15 protein-coding genes and 5 pseudogenes are annotated in these 21,585 nt (G+C 61.5%); 13 read left to right on the top strand and 7 right to left on the bottom strand.

Annotated features, from left to right (window positions below):
- The first annotated feature begins 4 nt into the window (after positions 1-4).
- From trbK-alt to NKI05_RS29775, 6 genes and pseudogenes are all read left to right on the top strand, one after another.
- A complete protein-coding gene (trbK-alt, locus tag NKI05_RS29800) occupies positions 5-400 on the top strand; it encodes a putative entry exclusion protein TrbK-alt (RefSeq protein WP_031215562.1) in 396 nt (131 codons plus the stop codon).
- Position 401: 1 nt separating this feature from the next.
- Positions 402-1,763: a P-type conjugative transfer protein TrbL gene (gene trbL / locus NKI05_RS29795; protein WP_023690476.1), complete on the top strand. Its 1,362-nt coding sequence runs from the start codon at positions 402-404 to the stop codon at positions 1,761-1,763.
- A 2-nt stretch (positions 1,764-1,765) separates the two neighbouring features.
- Positions 1,766-2,448, top strand: a pseudogene (trbF, locus tag NKI05_RS29790) (conjugal transfer protein TrbF).
- Positions 2,445-3,584, top strand: a complete 1,140-nt coding sequence (gene trbG, locus NKI05_RS29785) for a P-type conjugative transfer protein TrbG (protein ID WP_023697519.1) — start codon at positions 2,445-2,447, stop codon at positions 3,582-3,584. Before trbF ends, trbG begins: the two are co-directional and overlap by 4 nt.
- Positions 3,581-4,848, top strand: a pseudogene (locus tag NKI05_RS29780) (TraB/TrbI/VirB10 family type IV secretion system protein). The gene trbG and the pseudogene NKI05_RS29780 overlap by 4 nt, the downstream one beginning before the upstream one ends.
- Entirely contained in the window at positions 4,836-5,060 is a 225-nt protein-coding gene (locus NKI05_RS29775; protein WP_023673788.1) for a DUF2274 domain-containing protein, read from the top strand. Before NKI05_RS29780 ends, NKI05_RS29775 begins: the two are co-directional and overlap by 13 nt.
- 44 nt (positions 5,061-5,104) lie before the next feature.
- On the opposite strand, the gene NKI05_RS29770 is transcribed toward NKI05_RS29775, so the two are convergent.
- The gene (locus NKI05_RS29770; protein ID WP_352793885.1) at positions 5,105-6,064 is read right to left on the bottom strand and encodes a LysR family transcriptional regulator; all 960 of its coding nucleotides are present in this window, start codon (positions 6,062-6,064) and stop codon (positions 5,105-5,107) included.
- Positions 6,065-6,075: 11 nt separating this feature from the next.
- Positions 6,076-7,071 carry a class I SAM-dependent methyltransferase gene (locus tag NKI05_RS29765; protein ID WP_352793883.1) on the bottom strand — a complete coding sequence of 332 codons (996 nt, stop codon included), beginning with the start codon at positions 7,069-7,071 and terminating at the stop codon, positions 6,076-6,078.
- A 278-nt stretch (positions 7,072-7,349) separates the two neighbouring features.
- On the opposite strand from NKI05_RS29765, the gene NKI05_RS29760 reads away from it, so the two are divergent.
- From NKI05_RS29760 to NKI05_RS29740, 5 genes are all read left to right on the top strand, one after another.
- Positions 7,350-8,237, top strand: coding sequence for a helix-turn-helix transcriptional regulator (locus NKI05_RS29760; protein WP_023808432.1), 888 nt, complete (start codon positions 7,350-7,352; stop codon positions 8,235-8,237).
- A 106-nt stretch (positions 8,238-8,343) separates the two neighbouring features.
- The gene (locus NKI05_RS29755) at positions 8,344-9,549 is read left to right on the top strand and encodes an MFS transporter (protein WP_023673783.1); all 1,206 of its coding nucleotides are present in this window, start codon (positions 8,344-8,346) and stop codon (positions 9,547-9,549) included.
- The gene (locus NKI05_RS29750) at positions 9,539-10,951 is read left to right on the top strand and encodes a hypothetical protein (protein ID WP_352675944.1); all 1,413 of its coding nucleotides are present in this window, start codon (positions 9,539-9,541) and stop codon (positions 10,949-10,951) included. The genes NKI05_RS29755 and NKI05_RS29750 overlap by 11 nt, the downstream gene beginning before the upstream one ends.
- A 361-nt stretch (positions 10,952-11,312) precedes the next feature.
- Positions 11,313-11,903, top strand: a complete 591-nt coding sequence (locus tag NKI05_RS29745; protein WP_352793882.1) for an ankyrin repeat domain-containing protein — start codon at positions 11,313-11,315, stop codon at positions 11,901-11,903.
- A 12-nt stretch (positions 11,904-11,915) separates the two neighbouring features.
- On the top strand, positions 11,916-12,419 hold the full coding sequence (locus NKI05_RS29740) for a YHS domain-containing (seleno)protein (protein ID WP_352793880.1): 504 nt from the start codon (positions 11,916-11,918) through the stop codon (positions 12,417-12,419).
- 15 nt (positions 12,420-12,434) lie between these two features.
- Here the strand turns inward: NKI05_RS29740 and NKI05_RS29735 are convergent, their stop codons facing one another.
- Together NKI05_RS29735 and NKI05_RS29730 are read right to left on the bottom strand one after the other, a co-directional pair.
- Positions 12,435-14,615, bottom strand: a complete 2,181-nt coding sequence (locus NKI05_RS29735; RefSeq protein ID WP_352793878.1) for an adenylate/guanylate cyclase domain-containing protein — start codon at positions 14,613-14,615, stop codon at positions 12,435-12,437.
- Positions 14,616-14,717: 102 nt separating this feature from the next.
- The gene (locus NKI05_RS29730; protein ID WP_352793876.1) at positions 14,718-16,895 is read right to left on the bottom strand and encodes a tetratricopeptide repeat protein; all 2,178 of its coding nucleotides are present in this window, start codon (positions 16,893-16,895) and stop codon (positions 14,718-14,720) included.
- Between the two features lie 428 nt (positions 16,896-17,323).
- On the opposite strand from NKI05_RS29730, the gene NKI05_RS29725 reads away from it, so the two are divergent.
- Positions 17,324-18,508: an acyltransferase family protein gene (locus tag NKI05_RS29725; protein WP_352793874.1), complete on the top strand. Its 1,185-nt coding sequence runs from the start codon at positions 17,324-17,326 to the stop codon at positions 18,506-18,508.
- Positions 18,509-19,205: 697 nt separating this feature from the next.
- On the opposite strand, the pseudogene NKI05_RS29720 reads toward NKI05_RS29725, so the two are convergent.
- Both NKI05_RS29720 and NKI05_RS29715 read right to left on the bottom strand, forming a co-directional pair.
- Positions 19,206-19,466 (bottom strand): annotated as a pseudogene (locus tag NKI05_RS29720) (Zn-dependent hydrolase); the annotation flags it as partial.
- A 19-nt stretch (positions 19,467-19,485) separates the two neighbouring features.
- Positions 19,486-20,067, bottom strand: a pseudogene (locus NKI05_RS29715) (BtpA/SgcQ family protein); the annotation flags it as partial.
- Here NKI05_RS29715 and NKI05_RS29710 point away from each other — a divergent pair.
- Positions 20,067-20,330: pseudogene (locus tag NKI05_RS29710) on the top strand (M20/M25/M40 family metallo-hydrolase); the annotation flags it as partial. The pseudogenes NKI05_RS29715 and NKI05_RS29710 sit on opposite strands and share 1 nt — an antisense overlap.
- Positions 20,331-20,755: 425 nt before the next feature.
- On the opposite strand, the gene NKI05_RS29705 reads toward NKI05_RS29710, so the two are convergent.
- Positions 20,756-21,532, bottom strand: a complete 777-nt coding sequence (locus tag NKI05_RS29705; RefSeq protein ID WP_084567736.1) for an OmpA family protein — start codon at positions 21,530-21,532, stop codon at positions 20,756-20,758.
- Positions 21,533-21,585 lie beyond the last annotated feature (53 nt).

Below are 21,585 nucleotides of genomic sequence, written 5' to 3'. Positions count from 1 at the left end.
CGCGATGGAAGGCAAGCTCCTCGCTCGCATCGGCGCGGTCATCTTCATCGCGGTCGCTTTGACAGTGACCGCGATCGAGATGAGCAGCAAGGACGATGAGCCTGACGCCCTTGGGACACGGGACCGTTCCACCGCGTCACAAGACCCGCTCGCGTTCGAATTGCGCCGCTGTTCCGGGATCGGCGAGGCCGGTCCTCGCGATCCCGGTTGTCTGAAAGCGTGGGGAGAGAGCCGGCGCCGGTTTCTCGCTCCAGGTGACTCGGCAACGGCGCCTGCTGCCGTTGCCCCGAAAACGTTATTCCCTGATGTGCCGGCGTCAGCCGACCGGAAAGGAGGGACGCGGATGGATGTGACCACTCCCGCGATGCAGGTCGAGCCTCCTCGGCCGGAGGCTCGCTGACATGGGCGGCATGGGCGTCATCGACCATTTCCTCGAAGTCTTCACGCGCTACATCGACAGCGGCTTCGGCCTGCTCGGCGGGGAGGTCGGCTTTATCGCCACAACCCTGATCGTCATCGACGTGACGTTGGCTGCGCTCTTCTGGTCCTGGGGTGCGGACGACGACATCATGGCGCGCCTGGTCAAGAAGACCCTATTCGTCGGCGTCTTCGCCTATCTCATCTCCAACTGGAACAATCTCGCCCGCATCGTCTTCGAAAGCTTCGCCGGGCTCGGCCTGAAGGCCTCGGGTACGGGTTTTACCGTCAACGATCTCATGCGCCCGGGCAAGGTGGCGCAGACCGGGCTCGATGCCGGCCGGCCGTTGCTGGACTCGATCTCGAACCTGATGGGCTATTGGTCCTTCTTCGAGAACTTCATCCAGATCGCCTGCATGTTCTTCGCCTGGGCGCTGGTGCTGCTGGCCTTCTTCATCCTGGCAATCCAGCTTTTCGTCACGCTGATCGAATTCAAGCTGACCACGCTCGCCGGTTTCGTGCTCATCCCCTTCGGTCTGTTCGGCAAATCCGCCTTCATGGCCGAGCGGGTGCTTGGCAACGTCATCTCGTCCGGCATCAAGGTGCTGGTGCTCGCCGTCATCATCGGCATCGGCTCAACGCTCTTTTCCGAGTTCACCGCGGGGTTCAGCGGCAACACGCCGTCGATCGACGATGCCATGGCGATCGTGCTGGCCGCGTTGTCGCTGCTCGGCCTTGGCATATTTGGACCTGGCATTGCCAACGGCCTCGTCTCCGGCGGCCCGCAACTCGGCGCGGGTGCTGCGGTCGGCGCTGGGCTCGCCGTCGGAGGCATGGCAGCAGTCGGCACTGCGGCCGGCGGCGCAGTCGTGTCTGGAGGCGCGGCTGTCAGTGGCGGTGCTGCAGCGGCGGCCCGTGGCGGTGCCGCCATGGCGGGCAGGGCGTCCACAGCCTACGGCCTCAGCGCGGCCGGAGAGTCTGGCTTTTCCGGCGTCGCATCCGGGCTCGGCGGTGTCATCAGAGCCGGCGCCCAAGGTGCCATCTCACCGCTGAAGCGCGCGGCCAATAATGCGGCAGGCAGCATGAAGCACAGCTACCAGTCGGGCGCTCGCGCTGCCTTCGAGACGACGGGCGGGTCATCCACGGCTGGCACAATCGGCGCGAACGCGCCCGAAGCCGGCTCCGCACCCGTCGCGTCCTCCGCAACCGAAAGTCAGCCAGCCTGGGCGAAGCGCATGAAGCGCTCGCAACAGATGACCCATGGCGTCCAGGCCGCCGCCCACGCCGTTCGCAGTGGCGACAGCCATGGCGGCGGCTCCTCGATCAACCTCTCTGAAAGTGACTGAGCATGTTCAAACGACCGTCCACGCACTACGGCAAGTCCCCACAACCCGAGACCCCCTACCAACGCGCTGCTCAGCTCTGGGACGAGCGCATCGGTTCGGCTCGCGTGCAGGCGCGCAACTGGCGCACCATGGCCTTCGGTTGCCTGGCGCTCGCCGCGGGGTTCTCGGCCGCGCTCATCTGGCAATCCGCCAAAGGCTCGATCATGCTTGGGTGGTGCAGGTCGATCGTCTCGGCCAGGCGCAGGCTGTGGGACCTGCGGTCGGCGACTATCAGCCGAACGATCCGCAGATTGCCTTCTACCTGGCGCACTTCATCGAACAGGTGAGGTCGATCCCCGCCGATCCGGTCATCGTGCGGCAGAACTGGCTGCGCGCCTACGACTTCGCGACGCAGGGCGGGGCGCTGGCTCTCAACGACTATGCGCGCGCCAATGACCCGTTCACCAAGGTCGGCAAGCAGCAGGTCGCCGTCGATGTGTCGTCGGTCATCCGCGCATCGCCGGTGAGCTTCCGAATCGCCTGGGTCGAACGCCGCTATCAGGACGGCTCACTGGCTTCCACGGAGCGCTGGTCCGCCATCCTCACCATTGTCGTCCAGCCCCCGCGCGACGCCGACACGCTGAGGAAGAACCCGCTTGGAATCTACATCAACGCCATCAACTGGTCGAAGGAGCTTGGACAATGATGCCCGTACTCTGCAAAGCCGCCCCCTGGGGGCGTCCGGTTTTCCTCATCCACGCAATGCCGGCCTTCCGCAAAATGGCCCTTCCAGCGCTTTTGCTTTGCACTTCGGCGCTTGCGGGCTGCGCCACCAGGCAGAAGCCGCCGGAGATTTCCTATGACGATCCGGTCCCGGCCGTGCATGCCGTCGATCCGCCACCGCCCGTCAAGGTGGTGGAGCTGTCGAAGCCGCTGCCGCTTCCAGGCCAGTTGAAGCCGGTCGGCAAGGCCGCAAAGCCCGACCCGGAACCGACCGATCCGACCGCGCGCGTGAACTTGGCCAATGCGGCCGCGCGCGTCCAGCCTGTCCGCAACGGCTTCATCAACTCGATGCAGGTCTATCCATTCGTCGATGGCGCGCTCTATCAGGTCTATGCCTCGCCGGGGCAGATCACCGACATCGCGCTCCAGCCCGGCGAGCAGCTCGTCGGTTCCGGTCCCGTCGCCGCCGGCGACACCGTGCGCTGGATCATCGGCGATACCGAGAGCGGTACGGGCGCGGCCAAGCAGGTCCACATACTCGTCAAGCCGACGCGCGCCGACCTTCTCACCAATCTCGTCATCAATACCGATCGGCGTACCTATCACATGGAACTGCGCTCGACGCCGTCGACCTATATGGCGTCGGTTTCCTGGCAATACCCGCAGGACCAACTCATCGCCTTGCGCAGGCAGAACCAGCAAGCTGAGGCTGCACAGCCGGTCTCGACAGGCATCGATCTTTCTCGCGTCAATTTCCGCTACGAGGTGACGGGCGATCGCGCACCGTGGCGGCCGCTGCGCGCCTTCGACGATGGCAAGCAGGTGTTCATCGAGTTCCCGCGGGGCATCGGCCAGGGTGAGATGCCGCCACTCTTCGTGGTAGGGCCGGAAGGCGACACGTCCGAGCTGGTCAACTATCGCGTGCGCGGCAACTACATGATCGTCGACCGGATGTTTGCCGCCGCCGAGTTGCGCCTCGGCGCCGGCAAGAACCAGAGGCGCGTCCGCGTCTCCCGCACCGATGGGGTAAGGAGCAGTCGATTTTCATGGATGCATGGCCCTGGTGAGACCCCGCCAGCGACGAACCTCCGAACAGGCAGGGGAGGGTCGTCATCATGAGCGACAAAATGGATCCCGGGAAGAAAGAAGGCCGGGGGCCGGCGAATGACGCCCGGCCGGAGGCACCGGTCGAGGATGACGCCCGGCCGTTGACAGGTGAGCCGGCCGCGGCCATGCGGCTGCGCGCCGAGCCGTCGCGCGTGACGCGTCTGTCCCGCAAGGCGTTGGCCGGATTGGGGCTCGCCGCTAGCCTCGCTGTCGGCGGTGCGCTGATTTACGCGCTTCAGAACCGTCAGCAAGGCCAGGGTCAGGAGCTCTATTCAACCGATAATCGTTCGACGCCCGATGGGCTCGCCGGTCTGCCAAAGGACTATACGGGCGTTCCAAAGCTCGGCCCACCGCTTCCCGGCGATCTTGGCCGCCCGATCCTCGCCGCGCAGAATGGCGGCCCCGCGCCATCGACAGGTCCCGTTGGACCGGACCAGGAGGAGCAGCGCCGGGAGCAGGAACTGGAAGCGGCGAGGACCGCGCGTCTGTTCGCGTCCACGCAAACGCGGCCCGCAAGCGACGCGACTGCCGCTCAGCCTGGAACAGGCGCGACAGGCACCATGCCACAGACCGAGCTCGCCAGCCTTGGCCTCGCGCCGCAACCAGCGACGCCCTCGGCGCAGGACCGGCAGCGCGCGTTGCTTGATCAGCCGGCGGACAAGCTAACCGTCTCACCTGATCGCGTCGGGGCGCCGGCGTCGAAAAACGTCCTGCAGGCGGGCGCCGTCATCGCAGCTGCCCTCATCACCGGCATTCGCTCAGACCTGCCCGGTCAGATTACCGCGCAGGTGACGGAGAATGTCTATGACAGCCCCACCGGACATATCCGTCTCATTCCGCAGGGGACGCGCCTCATCGGCCAGTATGACAATGGGGTCGGCTTCGGCCAGCGTCGCGTGTTGCTGGTATGGACCAGGCTGATTTTTCCTGACGGCCGCTCCATCGTTCTGAACGTGAGCCTGGCGCGGACGCTGAGGGCTATGCCGGTCTCGAGGACGGCGTCGACTATCACTGGGGCGAGTTGTTCAAGGCTGCAGCACTTTCCACGGTTCTGAGCATCGGCGCGCAAGCAGGCTCATCGGGCCAGGAGAGCGACATCATGCGCGCTCTTCGCCAGGGTGCTTCCGACAGCATCAGCCAGACAGGCCAGCAGATCGTCCAGCGGCAGCTCAACATAGCGCCGACGCTCACCATCCGACCGGGATTCCCGGTGCGGGTGATCGTCACACGCGATCTCGTGCTCGAACCTTATGGGGGGCTGAAATGGCCAAGCTGAAACTGGGGCCAATCGCTGACGACAAGCCTGTCAAGGTCATGGTGGAACTCCCTGCGGCACTGCACCGTGATCTGACGGCTTATGCCGAGATCCTCGGCCGCGAAGCGGGGCAACGGCCCGCCGATGCGCCGCGCCTCATCGTTGCGATGCTGGAGCGGTTCATTGCGACGGATCGAGGCTTTGCCAGGGCAAAGCGTTCGGAGGGTGGTTAGAGGCTGGACGACTGAAGTCAAACCGGGTCAGTCGCACCTCCCAGTCATGGCGTGACTTCAGAAATCGCGCCGCGGCGTCCCGAACTTCCTCCATTGACAGGGGTAGGCCCGGGTCGCGTTGCGGCCACCAGGTTTCTTGCGGTCCCAACCAGGCGCAGAAGCGCACGCTTTGGGTTCGATTCCAGCCACACCGCCTTAATCGAACTGATGCTGTGCTGACCGTCGATGGGTTTCCATACTGTAGCGTCGATGGCGACTGTCCTGGCAAAACCTTCGCCCGCCAGAGTAACGCCTTGACCGAGTTGCACCTTGAGGATGACCGTCGCTTCGCTCGCGCGACATATTTGAATAGCGGGGCCACCACCTGCGGCAATCTTTTCCAACAAAACCGGATCCAGCGGCGATCCGACCGAAACCAGCAGGCAGGTATCTGCAAGATCTGCCCATGTGACCGCAGACCTTTCAGCAAGCGGATGGTAACAGGGCAGGAGAATGAACAAGCGCTCGTGTCCAAATAGCTCGCTGCGGCATAAGGCGCCGTTCTCGAGCCCGTGCGTGAACACGATGTCAAGGCGCCGGCGACGTATTGCCGCCAGACACTGATCATGGGGAACGTCCTCGATGGCGATGCTCACGTCCGGATGCAAGCCGCGAAATCGATCGACAAGCCGCGCCACGAACGCCCGTCCTATCTGACCGCACAACCCTATCTTGACTGTTTTGGCATCCTGGTCGCCAGGACCACCTCCGGCCATGGCATCTTGCAACCCTTCATAATGAGCCCGGACGAGGTTAGTCCAGGCCCGGCCTGCTTCGGTCAGCCGAACGCCATGGACGTCGCGGTCAAACAACTGCATGTCCAGCAATTGTTCGAGAGCAACGATGTTGCGGCTGACACAGGATTCCCTCACCCTGAGAACTCTTGCGGCCTGCCTGAGGCTGCCATGGTCGACAGCCGCGAAGACATGGTCCAAACGACGCAACGTGTTGTCGACCTGTCCCAAGGCTGAGGAGCCTATTCCTGCGCGGCAGGGACGCTAACGGGCAGGGGCGGACACAAGCTCGTTTCGTAGACGTACTCGTGCGGAATGGCCGGAGCGGCCATCTGGGAAAGGTATCGGTTCAGGTTTTCCTCGCTATTGCTCGCCGCGAGACTACAGAAATTTCCGCTGTTCCAGGTCAGGGCGCAGTAGCTGAAATGCGCGCGTATGGCGTCAGCCATCTTTGCCAAAGTCACCTCATTGCCGAACATCGTATTCAGAACGAGGGTTTGCTTTTTCTCGATTTCGTCTGGGGGAAAATAGCGCGCCTTGAAGCCGAAATCCTTCTGGTATTCGCGACGCCTGTAGTCCGGCTCCTCGGTTGCCCGGAACTTCTCGACGAAGACGAAGATTCCGTCCGGCTTGAGGTGCTGTGTCACGAACTCGATCTGGCTTGCTCTGTTGGGCGAGTACATCTGAAAGGTGGTATCTTCGAGAATGATGTCGAACCCGTGGGCAAAATTTGCCAGTCGCGGATCCGAGCCCAGGACGTCCTTTGTCAAATGATGGAAGGGACCAATGAAAAAGTCGGCGTGCGGTGGTTGGCCATAAGCCATGAAGCATTTGTAATTCTCCGCGTTCGGGCTGCACGACAGTGAGCGTACCTGCCCATCGGACAGTTCCGACAGTGTCCTCGCCATCGTGCCTTCCGCTGTTCCAAGGCTATATAGCGAAAGCGGACCACCACGATGCCGTGCGTATTTCAGCACTGCGTAGGCCATCCGGCACTCTTCCTCCAATCTGTAGGGAATGCTGCCGTGGTAGTGCTGGTCGAAAAAACCTTGTCGTGCCGCATGCAGGCTGACCAAGCCGTGCAGCAGTTCATCGCTCGGCAGAAGGCGGGCGTCCGCGACGGGCTTGCGGATTGGCATCCCGCTCTTGCCAGCGGCGGTCGCGGCGAAAAAGCCTGCCAGTCCGTTGATCCGTGGGCCGTGGTCGCACTCAGCCAGAAAGTCGTCGAGTCCACGCATCGCAGTATGCCTCCAACACCGTTCCATTGGTGAGATGCCGATACGTCGATGGGGGAAATTCCACCAAGATAAGTGGGGTCTAATATTTCACCGGGCTCAAGTATTGGCTGAGCCAACTGGTAGGCCTGCCGGATACAGGCGGCTTTCACTCGTTTGCCATTTTTTCGCTAAAGTCACATCTTCTACCAATCCAGAGTTATTTGCGTGTTGTTCAGCAACCCATGGTTCGCCACATCATGCGACGACTGGCCGCTCGCCAGTAAGGAGGCTGCGGATACGTGAATACTCTTGCCCTCGACCCGACCGAGAACCGCCGGTCACGCCACCAATCGCTTGCCCACAAGTATGAGAATTGGGGCAGCGTACGGGCGGACGTGGTCAAAAGAACCGGGCTTGAGCGCCAGGAAACAAGAATCCTGCAGCCAAACCATTTGTTCCTGATGAACCTGAAGGGCACGGCGTGCCGCGGAGAAGACATCGTGGATGGGCGCCGGATTGCCTTTTTGCCGCGCCGGGCCGGTTCGATAATCTTCATGCCCGCCGGCAGTGATTGGAATGGGTGGGACGAGGGGGACGCGACCGCTTCCTACCTCCTGGTCTCGATTGCAAAAGAGTTCGCCGACGATGTGTTTGCGGGAACGGCTCGCCATCGCCCGGCAGTGCTGCCGCCGTCGATCGGGTTTCGGGACGGCACTGTAGAGTTGGCGTTGCAGAGGATTGCCTTGGAGCTCAAGCAGCCTGACCCCATCAGCGCAACGATGGTGGAGTGCCACGCCACGCAATTGCTCGGCCAAATGTTGAGGTTGAACGGCTTCCATCAGGAGCCGGCAAAAGGCGGTTTGTCATCGTTCGATCTCAAGCGGGCGGTGGACATGATCGAGACGTTGTCGGACGGCAGACCTACGCTCGCCGATCTGGCGAAAGAAATTGGGGTTAGCCGGTTCCATTTCTGGAGGGCCTTCAAGCAGTCGACAGGCATGACGCCGCACGCATTCATTGCGCAGCGACGGCTGGAGCAGGCCGCGGACATGCTGCGATCGACCAGTCTGTCGGCGACGGAAATCGCGATGGAATGTGGTTTCGGCAGCTCGAGCCATTTCACGACCGCCTTTAAGCGGGCATTCGGCGCGGTCCCGACGGAGTTTCGTCGTAACTGCAGAATCTAGCCCGCCGCTTGTCGGTTCTCAGCAAGTATCGGAAAACCCCAACATCACAGTAAAGCAGGCTTGGCGGAAGACGGTATCCATCGGCGGTCAGCCGGATACGCCGCTCATGTCAAACCTGGTTCGAGTTCATCATGGCAAAGGACGGGCCGGCCGGTCCAGTCCCTGCCTCGGATTCCTGGCCAGCACGCTATCGGCGGCCGTTGCCCGAAACGGCTACTACATCGCCTCCGCCTGGATTCTCGTCGAGCGAGGGTACGGAACCGCCGGCGTGGCGACGTTCCTTGCGATCGTCAGCGTTGTCGAATTCATCGCGAGCCCTCTGGCCGGTGTAGCGGCGGATCGATTTGACAGGCGATGCTTGAACGTTGCGGCAGACCTCAGCCGCTTCGTCGTTATGCTGGCTACCGCTTGCGCGCTTCTCGACATGGACGTGTTTGTGATTATCTGTCTGTCAGCGGCCCTCTTTTCGTTTTGCGACCGTGTCGCGCTTACAAGCTCTCAATCAATGATCCCCGTGATAGCTGACGGCCGCGATCTTGTAGCCTCGAATTCCGCCGTCTTCTTCGTCATGCAGGTCGGCAATCTCGGCGCAGCTTTGCTTGCAGGGCCTTTGCTGCATGATCGCTCCCCAGTCCTGCCATTCACCGTTATTGCTGCCTTCTTTTTGTTTTCATCGGGCTGCCTAGCCTTGATGCGGCTGCAACCGGTTTCGCGTGATGTCCGCTTCGCCAAAATCTCGGCAGCACAATTAGATCCAAGCCTGCGTCGTCTCATCGGCGTCTACGCGCTTCTCTACACAAGCGCGGTGCTTGTCAGCGTCATGGGATCTAGCTTCGTCTTCCAGGAGCAGAAGGGTACTGCCGCGGATTTCGGCTACCTTGAGGCTGCATGGTCGGCGGGCTCACTGATCGGTGCGGTCTCTCTATTCCGGATTGAAAGAGCGATGAGTACCCACGTGCGGCATCTCATGCTTTTGGGCTTAACGGCGCTGGTACTCATGGCGCTGGCATCTCTGCCCACGCCCTGGACAGTGATCCTTTTTGTCGCGCTCGGATTTCTATACAATCTTGGACGCGTCAGCGTTGAAGTCACATTGCAGTCGCATGTATCCATTTATCTTTTGGGCCGGGCCAAAGGCATTATGCATAGTGTGGCCGTGGTGCTCGGGTTACTCATCTTCGGCATCGCCGCCGCTGTCGGAGATCGAGCATTTCCTTCGACGATTTTCTTGAGCTTTGGCGTGGCGCTCCTCGTCAGTATTTTGTGTTTGAGCGTGGGTGTAATTCAGACACGAGAAAAAGGTGAAACGTGAGGTGGAAGAGCTAACAGCAGGCGTAGATGCGAAACAGGCAGTCCTGGGGTCGCTGACGGCACTCTACCCCTGGATGAGCCCATACCATTCCCGGCCGATCCGTGATTATGCGTTTCGCCTGTTTACGGCGCCGGCTTCGGTTCCCATGCCAGAAATCCGGCTCCGAGCCTTCACCAAACTACTCGACATCATCAGGAAGGCAGCGACACGAAACGGGTTGTCTGCCGATACCGCCTTGGAAATCTGCAGGGATTTCCAAAGGCGCCGCGTGTTGCAGACAGGCCCTCATTTGTTTCTCCTCCTGGAGCCGGAAGCCTATTATACGCATATCTTCAGCCTCCTTGGTCTCTCGGCGCATGGCTGTTCGACCTACGTTTCCTACGCCGTTTCGACGGTGAGTCTCGTCGAAAAGCCACGCAAGGGACCAGGCTGGATCACCGTTGACGGCAAGCCGGTCAACGTCTTTGGCCTGAGCCGAAGCCGGATGATCGGATACAGCCTGCTAGCCGGGCCGGGACCTTACAGGTTCGAGTTGTTACCGACGGAGCCAAGCACTGGCGGAGACGCGCTCACGCTGCTTCGTAGCCTTCTGCCGAAGACGCAATTCGAGCGGCCCGCGCACGCCATCAAGGCAGCCAATCTCATCCTTTGGCCAAAAATGTTCGGAGGCCGCTTCGCCTTCCTGCAGATCGACGACGAGGATGTTGCCGACCTGGTGGCCAACCATCTGTCGGAGGAAAATTCCTGGCTACGCATGAGACTGCTGGAAGACCCGAAGTTCGCTTCCAACATCCTTGCCGGCCTCGACGGACTCGCGTCTGGCCCGTGGAGTGGCTGGCTCGCTCGGGGTACTGATTTCTTCTGGTTCTATGAAAATGGCAAACGCCGTCCGTTGCGTCTGATCGCCGGCGAACTCATCGATCCTGCGACCGGTATGAAGGTGGCGTGCTTCACAGCCCCCGACATTCTCGAGCGGCTGGCAAACCGCAGCCTTGTCCCGAATCTCCTGCTGATGTTTCTGGTTTTGTCGATCCTGCCCGGCGTGCGCGCGCTTGGAGGCAGCTATCAGCCGATCTACTACCCCCTGATGCGCTATGTCGTCTGCCGGGCGCTCAAGGCCGCAGGTGTGGATGAAGATCTTCGGCAGGCTCTCGCAAACGAGGACATACCGGGTGCCTGGGGACATCGGGTAATTGAGTGTGACGATGATCCGCTCGAACTATTCCTAAATGGCAGGAACCGTGGATTGAGTGGTCTTATCGACCGCCTGGGCGACATTTCCTTCGCCGAGGCATGTGGAACCATGAGAGGCTTCGTGACTGATCCGTCGTGGCATGAACTTCACAGCCGGTTGCGGAACGGGCTGATTGCGCCGACCGATGAGGAATGGGCTTTTTCCTGAAATGTCCTATGCACTTCCTATGTGTACGCCGGTTACGAATGGCAGCTTTGCGCCCCATGTCGGTCATTGAGCAAGCCATAGTTGCATCCGAAAGCGGACACTTCCGCCAACGGCCACCTTTGCGCTTACCGGCTATCCCAACGGAGCAACAGGCGGTTACGCTCGACGCCGCTCGGCGCCTCGGTAATCGACGCTCTTCAAAATTCAGCCTGGATTGGTGCCGTACTGACGAAGCCAGTAGCACTAACGCCTTCCCGCCCTGGGCCGCGTTCGCTATGTCTGGCCGCGCCGTCCGCCTTGGATCCACCTGATGTGCCCAGGACAGCTTGTATGACCACAAGCTAATATGCTACCTTGCACAATGCGCGGATTGCTGGCACTTGGAATGCTGGTTTTGACGGCTACAACAGCAGCCGCAGGTGAGCAGTTGTTCGACTCCATCGCCGCCGGCGACAAGGGTGCCGTGGAGCAAGCCCTGGCAGGCGGTGCCGACGTCGACAGCCGGGCGCGCGACCAGGCAACGCTGCTCATCGCTGCAGCGCTCGATAACCAGCCGGAAATCGCCGACTTCTTGCTGGCCAAGGGTGCCGACATCATGGCGCGTAACTCGGGCGGCTTTACCCCGCTTCATGCGGCGGCCTTCTCGGGCAGCCTGCCGATCGCCAAGCTGCTGCTGGAAAAAGGCGCGGTGCTCGACGATGCCGCCAACAAGGCGGGTGCTACGCCGTTGCTGGTGGCCGGCGAGGAAAACCACATTGAACTGGCCGAGTTCCTCATTGCGAAAGGTGCCAATGTGAACCATGCCGAGGGGCATGGCTACATGCCGATAACGCGCGCATTCTGGAAGGGCAACACGGATATCATACGACTTTTCAAACGCCATGGTGCTACCTGCCAAGCCAAAATTCTTGGCGAGGCGAACGCGGCGAAGTGCGCCGAGATCCACGATTAACGGAGGATACAGATGAGCACGATGATCAAGCCACGACTGGTTCGGAGTTTGGGGACGGCTGCCCTGGTCGCGGTAGCTGTGGTCGCCGGCGCGGGATCGGCATGTGCCGACGATTCGGTAAACACCGGCTATTTTGGTGGTGTGGCGATCATGGGCTACGACACGGTCGCTTACTTCACTGACGGCAAGGCCGTGAAGGGCTCCGAAGAGTTCACTTATGAATGGCTGGGGACACCTTGGCATTTCGCCAGCAAGAAACACCAGGAAATGTTCATGAGCGAACCGGTCAAGTACGCTCCTCAATATGGCGGGTACTGCGCCGGCGAAGTCGTGGGCGGGGGGGTCACGGTCAATGTCGATCCTGAGGCATTCAAGATTATCAACGGCAAGCTCTACCTGATCTACGACGTCGACAATGCGGATGATTTCGCCGCGCATGCAGCTGAAAATATCCCGAAAGCCGATGCCAACTGGCCGAAGGTCGCGGCCAATTTGGAACTCGATCACTATCATTGAGACGCGCGTGTGCGTCTACCGAACCACGGTGAAGTGAAACACCTTGCTTGTATTGGCATAGGAGTAGCTTTTGCCGGCTGCGTCGTTGCGTCTGTAGACGGGACCACAGTCGGGGCGACCGAACAGGTTCTCGCTCTGCTCGCACAACAGATCGCCATCGACGTAGACGGTCTCGGTGACTAGCCGCGTCGTAGAGCGGAAGGCCGCCTTGCCGTCGCTTCCGATCTGAAGGAAGGCTGGTTGGAGACCGGGTTCGATCTGGCCTTGCAGTGTATGGCCAATGACGAGGGACGCGATCTCGGCACCCTTTAACTGGTCCTGTTCGGCCGGGGTAAAGCCGAAGCGCCATTGGGGGAGGCCCGCCTGGCGCAGTGCGGCGACGAGTATCGCCAGATCCTGCGGATTCCGAAAATGTGCATGAGTCATCTCCCACCCAGCCAAAGAGTCCACGTAGCTGGACCCTGCTACGAGGCGGAGCCCCTCGGCGATTGCGGCTTTCGCATCCGGTAGGCGGCCGCCGCGGACATACGCCGCAGCGAGCGTAAACCGAAAGTTGCCAACCGTGGACGCATCGTCGCGTGTGTGCTCGAGAGTCTCGATCGCTTTCTCGACATTGCCCTGGAGCAGAAAAACCAGCCCAGCAGTTTCCCGGTTGATCGCTGAGAGGTCGGGGTCGAGCCTGAGCGCCGTCTCGACCGCAGTGGCTGCCTCGGCATGATTGCCGGCGTAGAACTGAACATATCCAAGGGCTGCTTGCGCCTCTGCATCGCCCGGACCGATTGAAACAGCCTTCTTGGCAGAGGCAATCGCATCTTCGTAGCGGCGATTCACGACCTGCATGATCCCAAGAATAGCATAGGGCGACGAAAGGTCAGGGTCGAGTTCCAAAGCTCGGCTCGCCTTCTCATATGCTCTCTTTCGTGCTGGCGCGCTCTGGATGACGTCGTTGAAGGCCTCCCGCCAGATATAGATTGTGGTGCGCGCGTCGGCCGCGAAGGCTTCGGCAAAGGCGGGGTCAAGCTCCTCCGCCTTGTCGTAGAGCGCAAGCGCCTCCCGCAGCCCGGCCTGCAGGACGCTGCGTGACGCCGTCTCGGCTTGTAGATAGTAATCATAGGCCTCGAGATTGCTCGTCGGCGGCCGCGCCATGCGCTCGCTTTCCGCTGCCGAAGGTTGCATGCCAAGCGCCTTGGCGATCTCGCCGCTCATCTCGTGTTGGACGGCAAACACGCCGGCCATGCCACGGTCGAACCGGTTGGCCCACAGATTGTCGCCCGTTGCCGTATCGATGAGCTGGGCATTGAGGCGGATCTGCTCGCCGGTGCGGCGGACGCTCCCCTCGACAACGAAGCGGACGCCAAGGTCGCGCGCGACGTCCGCCAGCGCTGCAGGCTTGTTCTTGTAGGCGAACACCGAGTTGCGCGCGATGACGTCCAGACCGGACAGCTTGGTGAGGTCGGTGATCAGATCCTCGGTGATGCCGTCAGCGAAATAGTCCTGGCCTGGATCGCCGCCGAGGTTTGCAAACGGCAGCACGGCAACCGATGGCCGCGATGGCACTGAGAACTTCTGCCATGCGAAAATGCCTGCAATCGCGGCGATCACCAAGGCGGCGGCGCCTGCCAGGATGATGACGCGCGAGCTCGGCCGGTGTGGCGCGGCCGTGACCTTTCCCGATGCTGCGGGATCCAGCAGCAGTCGATAGGCGCGAACCGGATCGGCGATGTTCTTGAGGCGCTGCTCGCCAAGACTGGCAAAGCCGACATCAACCTTGTGAACGGCATGATCAAATGCGGTTCCGGAGATACATACACCCCCCGGCTCGGCCATAGCCTCGAGGCGCGCGGCGATGTTGACGCCATCGCCGTAGATGTCATTTTCCTCTACGATGACATCACCGAGATTGACGCCGATGCGAAACCGGATGTGGCGGGGGTCGGAGGTGCCCGGGTCTCGGACAGCCATCCGGCGCTGAATCGCGGCAGCGCATTGGACGGCATCAACGACGCTGGCGAATTCGACCAGCGCCCCGTCTCCCATGAGCTTGATAATCCGACCGTGGAATTCCTTGATCGCGGGGTCGACCAGTTCTCGACGGCAACCCTTCAGTCGTTCGAGCGTGCCGACCTCATCCTCGCCCATGAGCGTGCTGTAACCGACCACGTCGGCAGCAAGGATCGCGGTAAGCCTTCGCTCCATACCTGCCTGCGCCCTCCTTGGTCGATCAAGCGGCTTCGCGCAGCCTATTCTAGTCCCGCATCGGACGCGAGTGTGTGCGTCCGTTATGACGCGCGTGTGCTTCTACTGAACAACCGTAAAGTGAAACACCTTGCTTGAGTTGACGAAGGAATAGCCGCCGCCTCCATCGTCGCCGCGTTTATAGACGGGTCCACAGTCGGGGCGCCCGAACATATTCTCGCTCAGCTCGCACAATAAGTCGCCATCGACACGGACGGTCTCGGTGACCAGCCGCGTCGTGGAGCGGAAGGCTGCCTTGCCGTCGCTCCCGATCTGGAGGAAGGCTGGTTGGAGACCGGGCTCAAGCTGACCCTGCAGAGTATGGCCCAGCACCAGCGAGGCGATCTCCTTGCCCTTCAAGCGGTTGTGCTCATCGCCGGTGAAACCGAACGGCCATTCGGGCAAGCCCGCCTGCTGCAACGCGTCGACGATGAGAGCCAAATCCTGCGGGTTACGATATTGGGCACCGTTGAGTCGGTATGCGGACAATGAATCGAAACCTGGTGTGGACATGGCACCTAGCCCCTCGGCCACTGCCGCCCTGGCATCCTGCAGGCGGCCGGCGCGGGCGTAGGCGGCACCAAGCGTGATCGTGAAATCTCCGACTGACGGCGCATCGTCGCGGGTGCGTTCGAGGGCCTCGATCGCCCTGTCGTTGCTCCCTTGAATTAGAAAGACCAGACCGGCAATTTGCCGGTTTACAGGTGAAAGGTTGGGATCGAGCCTGAGCGCCGTCTCGACCGCTTCGGCAGCCTCAGCATGACTGCCGGCGAACAGTTGCACGTATCCCAGGGCTATTTGCGTCTCAGCATCGCCGGGGCCGAGTGCGACGGCTCGCTCGACCGAAGCGATGGCTTCCTCGTAGCGGCGATCCACGACCTGCATGATCCCAAGAATAGCATAGGGCGACGAAAGGTCAGGGTCGAGTTGCAAAGCTCGGCTCGCCTTCTCATAGGCGCGCTTGCGCGCAGGTGCGCTCTGCATGATGTCATTGAACGATTCACGCCAGATATACACCGTCGTGCTTGCATCCGCCGCGAAGGCTTCCGCAAAAGCGGGGTCGAGCTGCTCGGCCTTGTCGTAGAGCGTGAGCGCCTCCCGCAGGCCGTCGCGCCGACCGGTCCGTGCTGTCTGCTCGGCACGAAGATAGAAGTCGTAGGCTTCGAGGTTTTCGGTCGGCGGCCGCGCCATGCGCTCGCTTTCCGCTGCCGAAGGTTGCATGCCAAGCGCCTTGGCGATCTCGCCGCTCATCTCGTGTTGGACGGCAAACACGCCGGCCATGCCACGGTCGAACCGGTTGGCCCACAGATTGTCGCCCGTTGCCGTATCGATGAGCTGGGCATTGAGGCGGATCTGCTCGCCGGTGCGGCGGACGCTCCCCTCGACAACGAAGCGGACGCCAAGGTCGCGCGCGACGTCCGCCAGCGCTGCAGGCTTGTTCTTGTAGGCGAACACCGAGTTGCGCGCGATGACGTCCAGACCGGACAGCTTGGTGAGGTCGGTGATCAGATCCTCGGTGATGCCGTCAGCGAAATAGTCCTGGCCTGGATCGCCGCCGAGGTTTGCAAACGGCAGCACGGCAACCGATGGCCGCGATGGCACTGAGAACTTCTGCCATGCGAAAATGCCTGCAATCGCGGCGATCACCAAGGCGGCGGCGCCTGCCAGGATGATGACGCGCGAGCTCGGCCGGTGTGGCGCGGCCGTGACCTTTCCCGATGCTGCGGGATCCAGCAGCAGTCGATAGGCGCGAACCGGATCGGCGATGTTCTTGAGGCGCTGCTCGCCAAGACTGGCAAAGCCGACATCAACCTTGTGAACGGCATGATCAAATGCGGTTCCGGAGATACATACACCCCCCGGCTCGGCCATAGCCTCGAGGCGCGCGGCGATGTTGACGCCATCGCCGTAGATGTCATTTTCCTCTACGATGACATCACCGAGATTGACGCCGATGCGAAACCGGATGTGGCGGGGGTCGGAGGTGCCCGGGTCTCGGACAGCCATCCGGCGCTGAATCGCGGCAGCGCATTGGACGGCATCAACGACGCTGGCGAATTCGACCAGCGCCCCGTCTCCCATGAGCTTGATAATCCGACCGTGGAATTCCTTGATCGCGGGGTCGACCAGTTCTCGACGGCAACCCTTCAGTCGTTCGAGCGTGCCGACCTCATCCTCGCCCATGAGCGTGCTGTAACCGACCACGTCGGCAGCAAGGATCGCGGTAAGCCTTCGCTCCATGTGCGGTTGTCCTGCCTCCCTAGCTCAAAGCTTCGCTGAGCGTATTCGACTGGCGTTTCGAATGCGAGCATGCTTGGCCTACTGGACAGCGATAATGCAACCACGTCGTTTTGAAGACATTGCCCTCATGGCTCAGCCTTGTGCGAAACCGGATGTTGCCGCATGGCTGATGTGGGTCGAGATCGGCCTCTGTCGTTCTTAACTGGCCACAAGCGGACTTACTGGTCCCGGCCCCAAGGCTGCCGGTCAGCAATGCGCCTCATTTCGGTCGTTCAGGCCGCGCTGACGGTTTCCTGAAAGCTGCCTGTCCGTTCAGCCTATTGTCCGGCGAGGAGATCGGCACAATTCGGCATCCGCCATCGTAACCGCAATTCGTCATCTCTCACCGGGTTGACAATCGCTCCTCAGGCGCCATGCTGCAGTGCAACATGGCTAGCTACGAAAACAGCATCATTAGGTCGTCGCGCATCGAATGCCTGGACGGGCTTCGCGCGCTTGCGGCGATCTGGGTGCTGGTCGGGCACTGCATGCTTTTGACCGGCTGGCAAATTCCGATCGTCGGCGAGCCGGATCTCGGCGTCGACCTGTTCATCATGCTGTCCGGCTTCCTGATGGTGTTCCACTATCAGCTGCGCCAGGAAAAGGAGCCTTGGCAAAGACCGGAAACCTGGCTGAAATTCTGGACGCGCCGCTATTTCAGGATCGCGCCGCTGTTCTATGTCATGCTTTTCCTGGCGCTGGCGCTTGGCCCCTATCTCTACGATTGCAGGATCATCATCGACGATTTCCTCTCCAGATCGCACCAGGCGCCGGAACGCTACCTCGACGGCAGCCTGAAAAACATCGTCGCTCATCTCACCTTCCTGTTTGGGCTGGTGCCGAGCCTCGCCTATCGCACGCCGCTGCCTGACTGGAGCCTGGGGCTGGAGATGCAGTTCTATGCCGTGTTCCCGGCCGTCATGCTGCTGGTGCGCAGGCTGGACTGGATCAGGAGCGCCCTTGTGGTCGCGGCGGCCGGCTGCGTCATCGTGTTTGCGATGCGGCTGTTGTCGATCCATTTTCCGATGCCGTCCTTTCTGCCGCTGAAGATGCAGATATTCCTGTGCGGGATGCTGCTGGCCGGAGTCGTGCATCAGAGCCAGCCGCGATCTATCCTGTACTTGGCACTGGCGCTGCTGCTGGCGGCGCTGCCCTTTGGCGGCGATCAGGGGCTGGGCAAGCTTCTGGTGCGCGAAGCGCTGGTGGCGGGCTTCTTTGCCCTGGTTCTCTACCGCATGCTGCCTGGAAGGGCGGGAACGCTGGCGCGAGCGATCGCCGTGACGCTCAGCAACCGGTTCTTCCACCTGATGGGCGAGCTTTCCTTTAGCATCTACCTGATCCATCTGCTGGTGCTGCAGCCCGTCGGGGCGTTCGTCATCAGTGAGTTCGGCCACGAATTGTCGGCGCCGCTGCGCTTCGCCATCGTCGTTGCCGTTGTGCTGCCGACGGTGACGTTGCTGTCCTGGATCACCTACACTCTGATCGAGGTCCCCGGCCAGAAGGCGGGCCGCTTCGTCGTCCAGCGCTTTGGCCGGAAAACTGCGCCGGTGCTCGAGAAGACCCCGGCGGAGTAGGGCGCCAAGTCAGCCAGTTCCCTCGATTGAATTCACCTACGACTGTGTCACGCCCTCTTGTGTGCGGCGAGATGAAGGCCGATGCCGCAGCAGGGACCGGATAATGTTGTCGTAGATGTAATTGGCGACAAGCGCGAGGCCACGAGAATGAGACAGGGCCAGATCAGCTTGTCGTCAACTGTCGCTTTGACGAATTTTTCCGAAGTTCAGCTTAAGACGGTGCGCCGACTCAGCCGGAACGGGCAGGCAAACCCTTCCCCTGCGCTGGCGCATGTCGCGGCGATTTCCTGCTGTGGTGGATAAGGCAACCGAACCGATGATCAAGATGAACATAGGGGCTGACCAGGCTAAGCGCTGGCGAGATCAAGCGGTACGCGGGGAGAAAAGGCGCTTGTCGCCCGCAACCTGTTCATGGGCAGTGGTTTTGGCGGTGATAATCATCTTGGCTGGTCTGATCGGGCACAAGGCCCACATCCTGCTGTAGTCTTCGGATCAATGGATTGCGCCAGCCCTCGATCGGGTGCATCTGCAAAGCAAAAGCCCGCCGCGTCTGGGCCGAGAGCGGCGGGCCGTCTTATTGCCGAGAGTTGAGCGCCCCTGCCACATGCAACTTTCGCGTTGGTGCACGAGTGCGGGCACATTCGACGAAAGCGATGCGCCTCGCGTCTGCCGTTTGGATCAGCTTCGCCATTGCCTCGCGCCCGCCGGTCGGCTGGCTGTCGAGGTGGCTGCCGATAAGCAGCGGCGGCAGGGTGGCATCCGTGCCCTCGCGGCGGATGAAAAGGTTTGCCATGGCGTCCTGGAAAACCGCGAAGCCGCGCGCGAGCGCCAATTCCGCCAACAGGCGCCGGGCGCCGCGATCCTCGATGCTGAACGCCTGTCGGTTTACGCCACCGGCTGGCGTCGCGCCGATCCGGGCGAAGGCATCGAGCCGGCCCAGCAGCCGCTCGCCGTCGATCTCATCTCCGACACTAAAGTCACCGCTTGAGGCCGCGGATGAAGGCCTTCACCCGTTGCGGATCGACCTGATTCCACCACACTCCATCATGTTTCAGCGAGCTGGCGACAATGACGCCGTCGACGATGTCCAAGATATCGTTGGCGTTGTCGGGTGTCACCCCGCTGCCGACAAGCGTCGGCAGTCCGGCGGCGTCCTTGATCATCCTGATGTAACTGAGGTCGGCGGCGTGGCCAGTGCGCTGGCCGGTGGCGATCACCGCGTCGGCATCGAAGAACACGAGGTCCTTGACCTGCTCCTCGATCGGCCGGTCGCCGACGATCGCGTGGGCGCCATGCTTGACATGCGCGTCGGCGAAGATGCGGATACCGTTGGCCCGAAGCCTAGCGCGGAAACGCATGGCGCGCGCCGCTTCGCCTTCGATAAGGCCCTCATTGGCGACATAGGCGTTGGCCCATTGATTGACGCGCACGAAGGCTGCACCGGAGGCACTGGCGATCGACAGCGCGGGAATGGAGGCATTGGCAAGCACATTGATGCCGATCGGCCGGCCGAGTTCGCGGCGGATGCGGTCGGAGACGACGGACATATAGGCTGAAGTTCGACATGCCGGGGGCGGCATTCTCTCCCGATATGGTCAAAACCGTCGAGGAGGCCGCCAATACCCTACAGCTGCCGCACAAACAGATGATCTCGGGTGCATTCCATGACGCGCTGTTCCTCGCCCGGGTGGCGCCTGCCGTGATGATCTTTGTGCCGTGCCGTGACGGGCTGAGCCACAACGAGGCGGAATATGTGGAGCCTGCCTACGCGGTTACCGGCGCGCGGGTTCTGCTTCAAGCGGCCACCGTCGCCGCCTCTTAGGCAGCGACGGTGGCACAGGCGTGCTGGCGTGAAGAGGCAACCTGTGGAGGTGCCCGTCCGTCATTTCGTGACGTCGGCGGGCTGCAACGGGTGGACAAGGCCGCCGAGCTGCGGCGGATTGATCGCGGACGTATGATCGGCCCACATTCAACACCTGCCCCAGCAGAAAAGCCCACCAGATCCCTGGGCCGTCATTGACGCCGTGGTTGATAAGGCGGTGACGATCTCGTCGGCTTGTCGACATAGCGATCTGCTGGGCCGCCTCGGCCACCGGCAGGGAATCCCCACGCCCGCCATGGACCTTGCCCGTGCCGATCGCGAGTAACTGGTCGAGGTGTGCCTTCCAGCCGTCCAGCGTCAGGTGTGGTGCGCCGTAGCCCCACATCGTTGCGGGTCCGTCGCGGGTCAGCCAATCTGGCAAGCTGTTACATCAGGGACGCGGTCGCCAGACGACTGCGAACGCCGTTCGGCTTCTGGTCGCCAACGTACTCGACTTTCGTGTCTACCAGACGATCGCTGTCGATCCCGGCTGCGGTCAAGATATCCTCGACCGCCTTCAGGCGCTGCTTGGCCAGTTCCTTGTTTGTCTTTGCAGCGTCGGCGCCGGTGAGTTCCATGGCCGCGAGAGCCGTCAGTTCGACATTGCAACGTGAGTCTCGGATGCTGGCGGCGAACTTCTCGAGGTCGGCCTTGACCCGCGGTGAAATCACATAGGACTGGCTATAGAAAAACAGGTCGACCTGCACAGGGCTGCGCTTCTCATATTGCCGGCAAGATATGCCTTGCTTTGGCAGCGTGTACAGTATCGCGCTCCGCGCCGTATTGGTGTCGGCGGCGCCGTCGTCAACCCAATGCGAAAGCACCAGCACCATTTCGGGCTTGACGCCTTGCGCCTTGAGAAAATCGCCGGTTGCATCGAGCCTGAGACCAGCGATGTCGTAGGCTTTGTTGTAGTTGCCTTCCTTGCTCGCCGTTGCGTAGAGCCGGTAGCCGCAATCATGCCCAGCATCCTTGACGAAAGCTGCCAGGGCCTTCGCGGATTCCTCGGATATCTTGCCTTCACCTTTTTTGAAGAGGACGCGATGTGCATTCCACTGCGTGCATTTAGACCCCACGTCGCGTTCCTGGGCGGCCGCGCCGAAAGACATTGCGCATCCGGTAATGACAATAAATGCCAGAACAAGGCCGAGTGATTTCTTCATTGTCTTGGCGCCTCCACGCGGACTTAATCTACTACCGCACTTAAAAGTCGACA

Source organism: Mesorhizobium sp. M0771 (genome assembly GCF_040320155.1).
Classification (GTDB): domain Bacteria; phylum Pseudomonadota; class Alphaproteobacteria; order Rhizobiales; family Rhizobiaceae; genus Mesorhizobium.
This window is presented reverse-complemented; position numbering and strand designations above follow the sequence as displayed.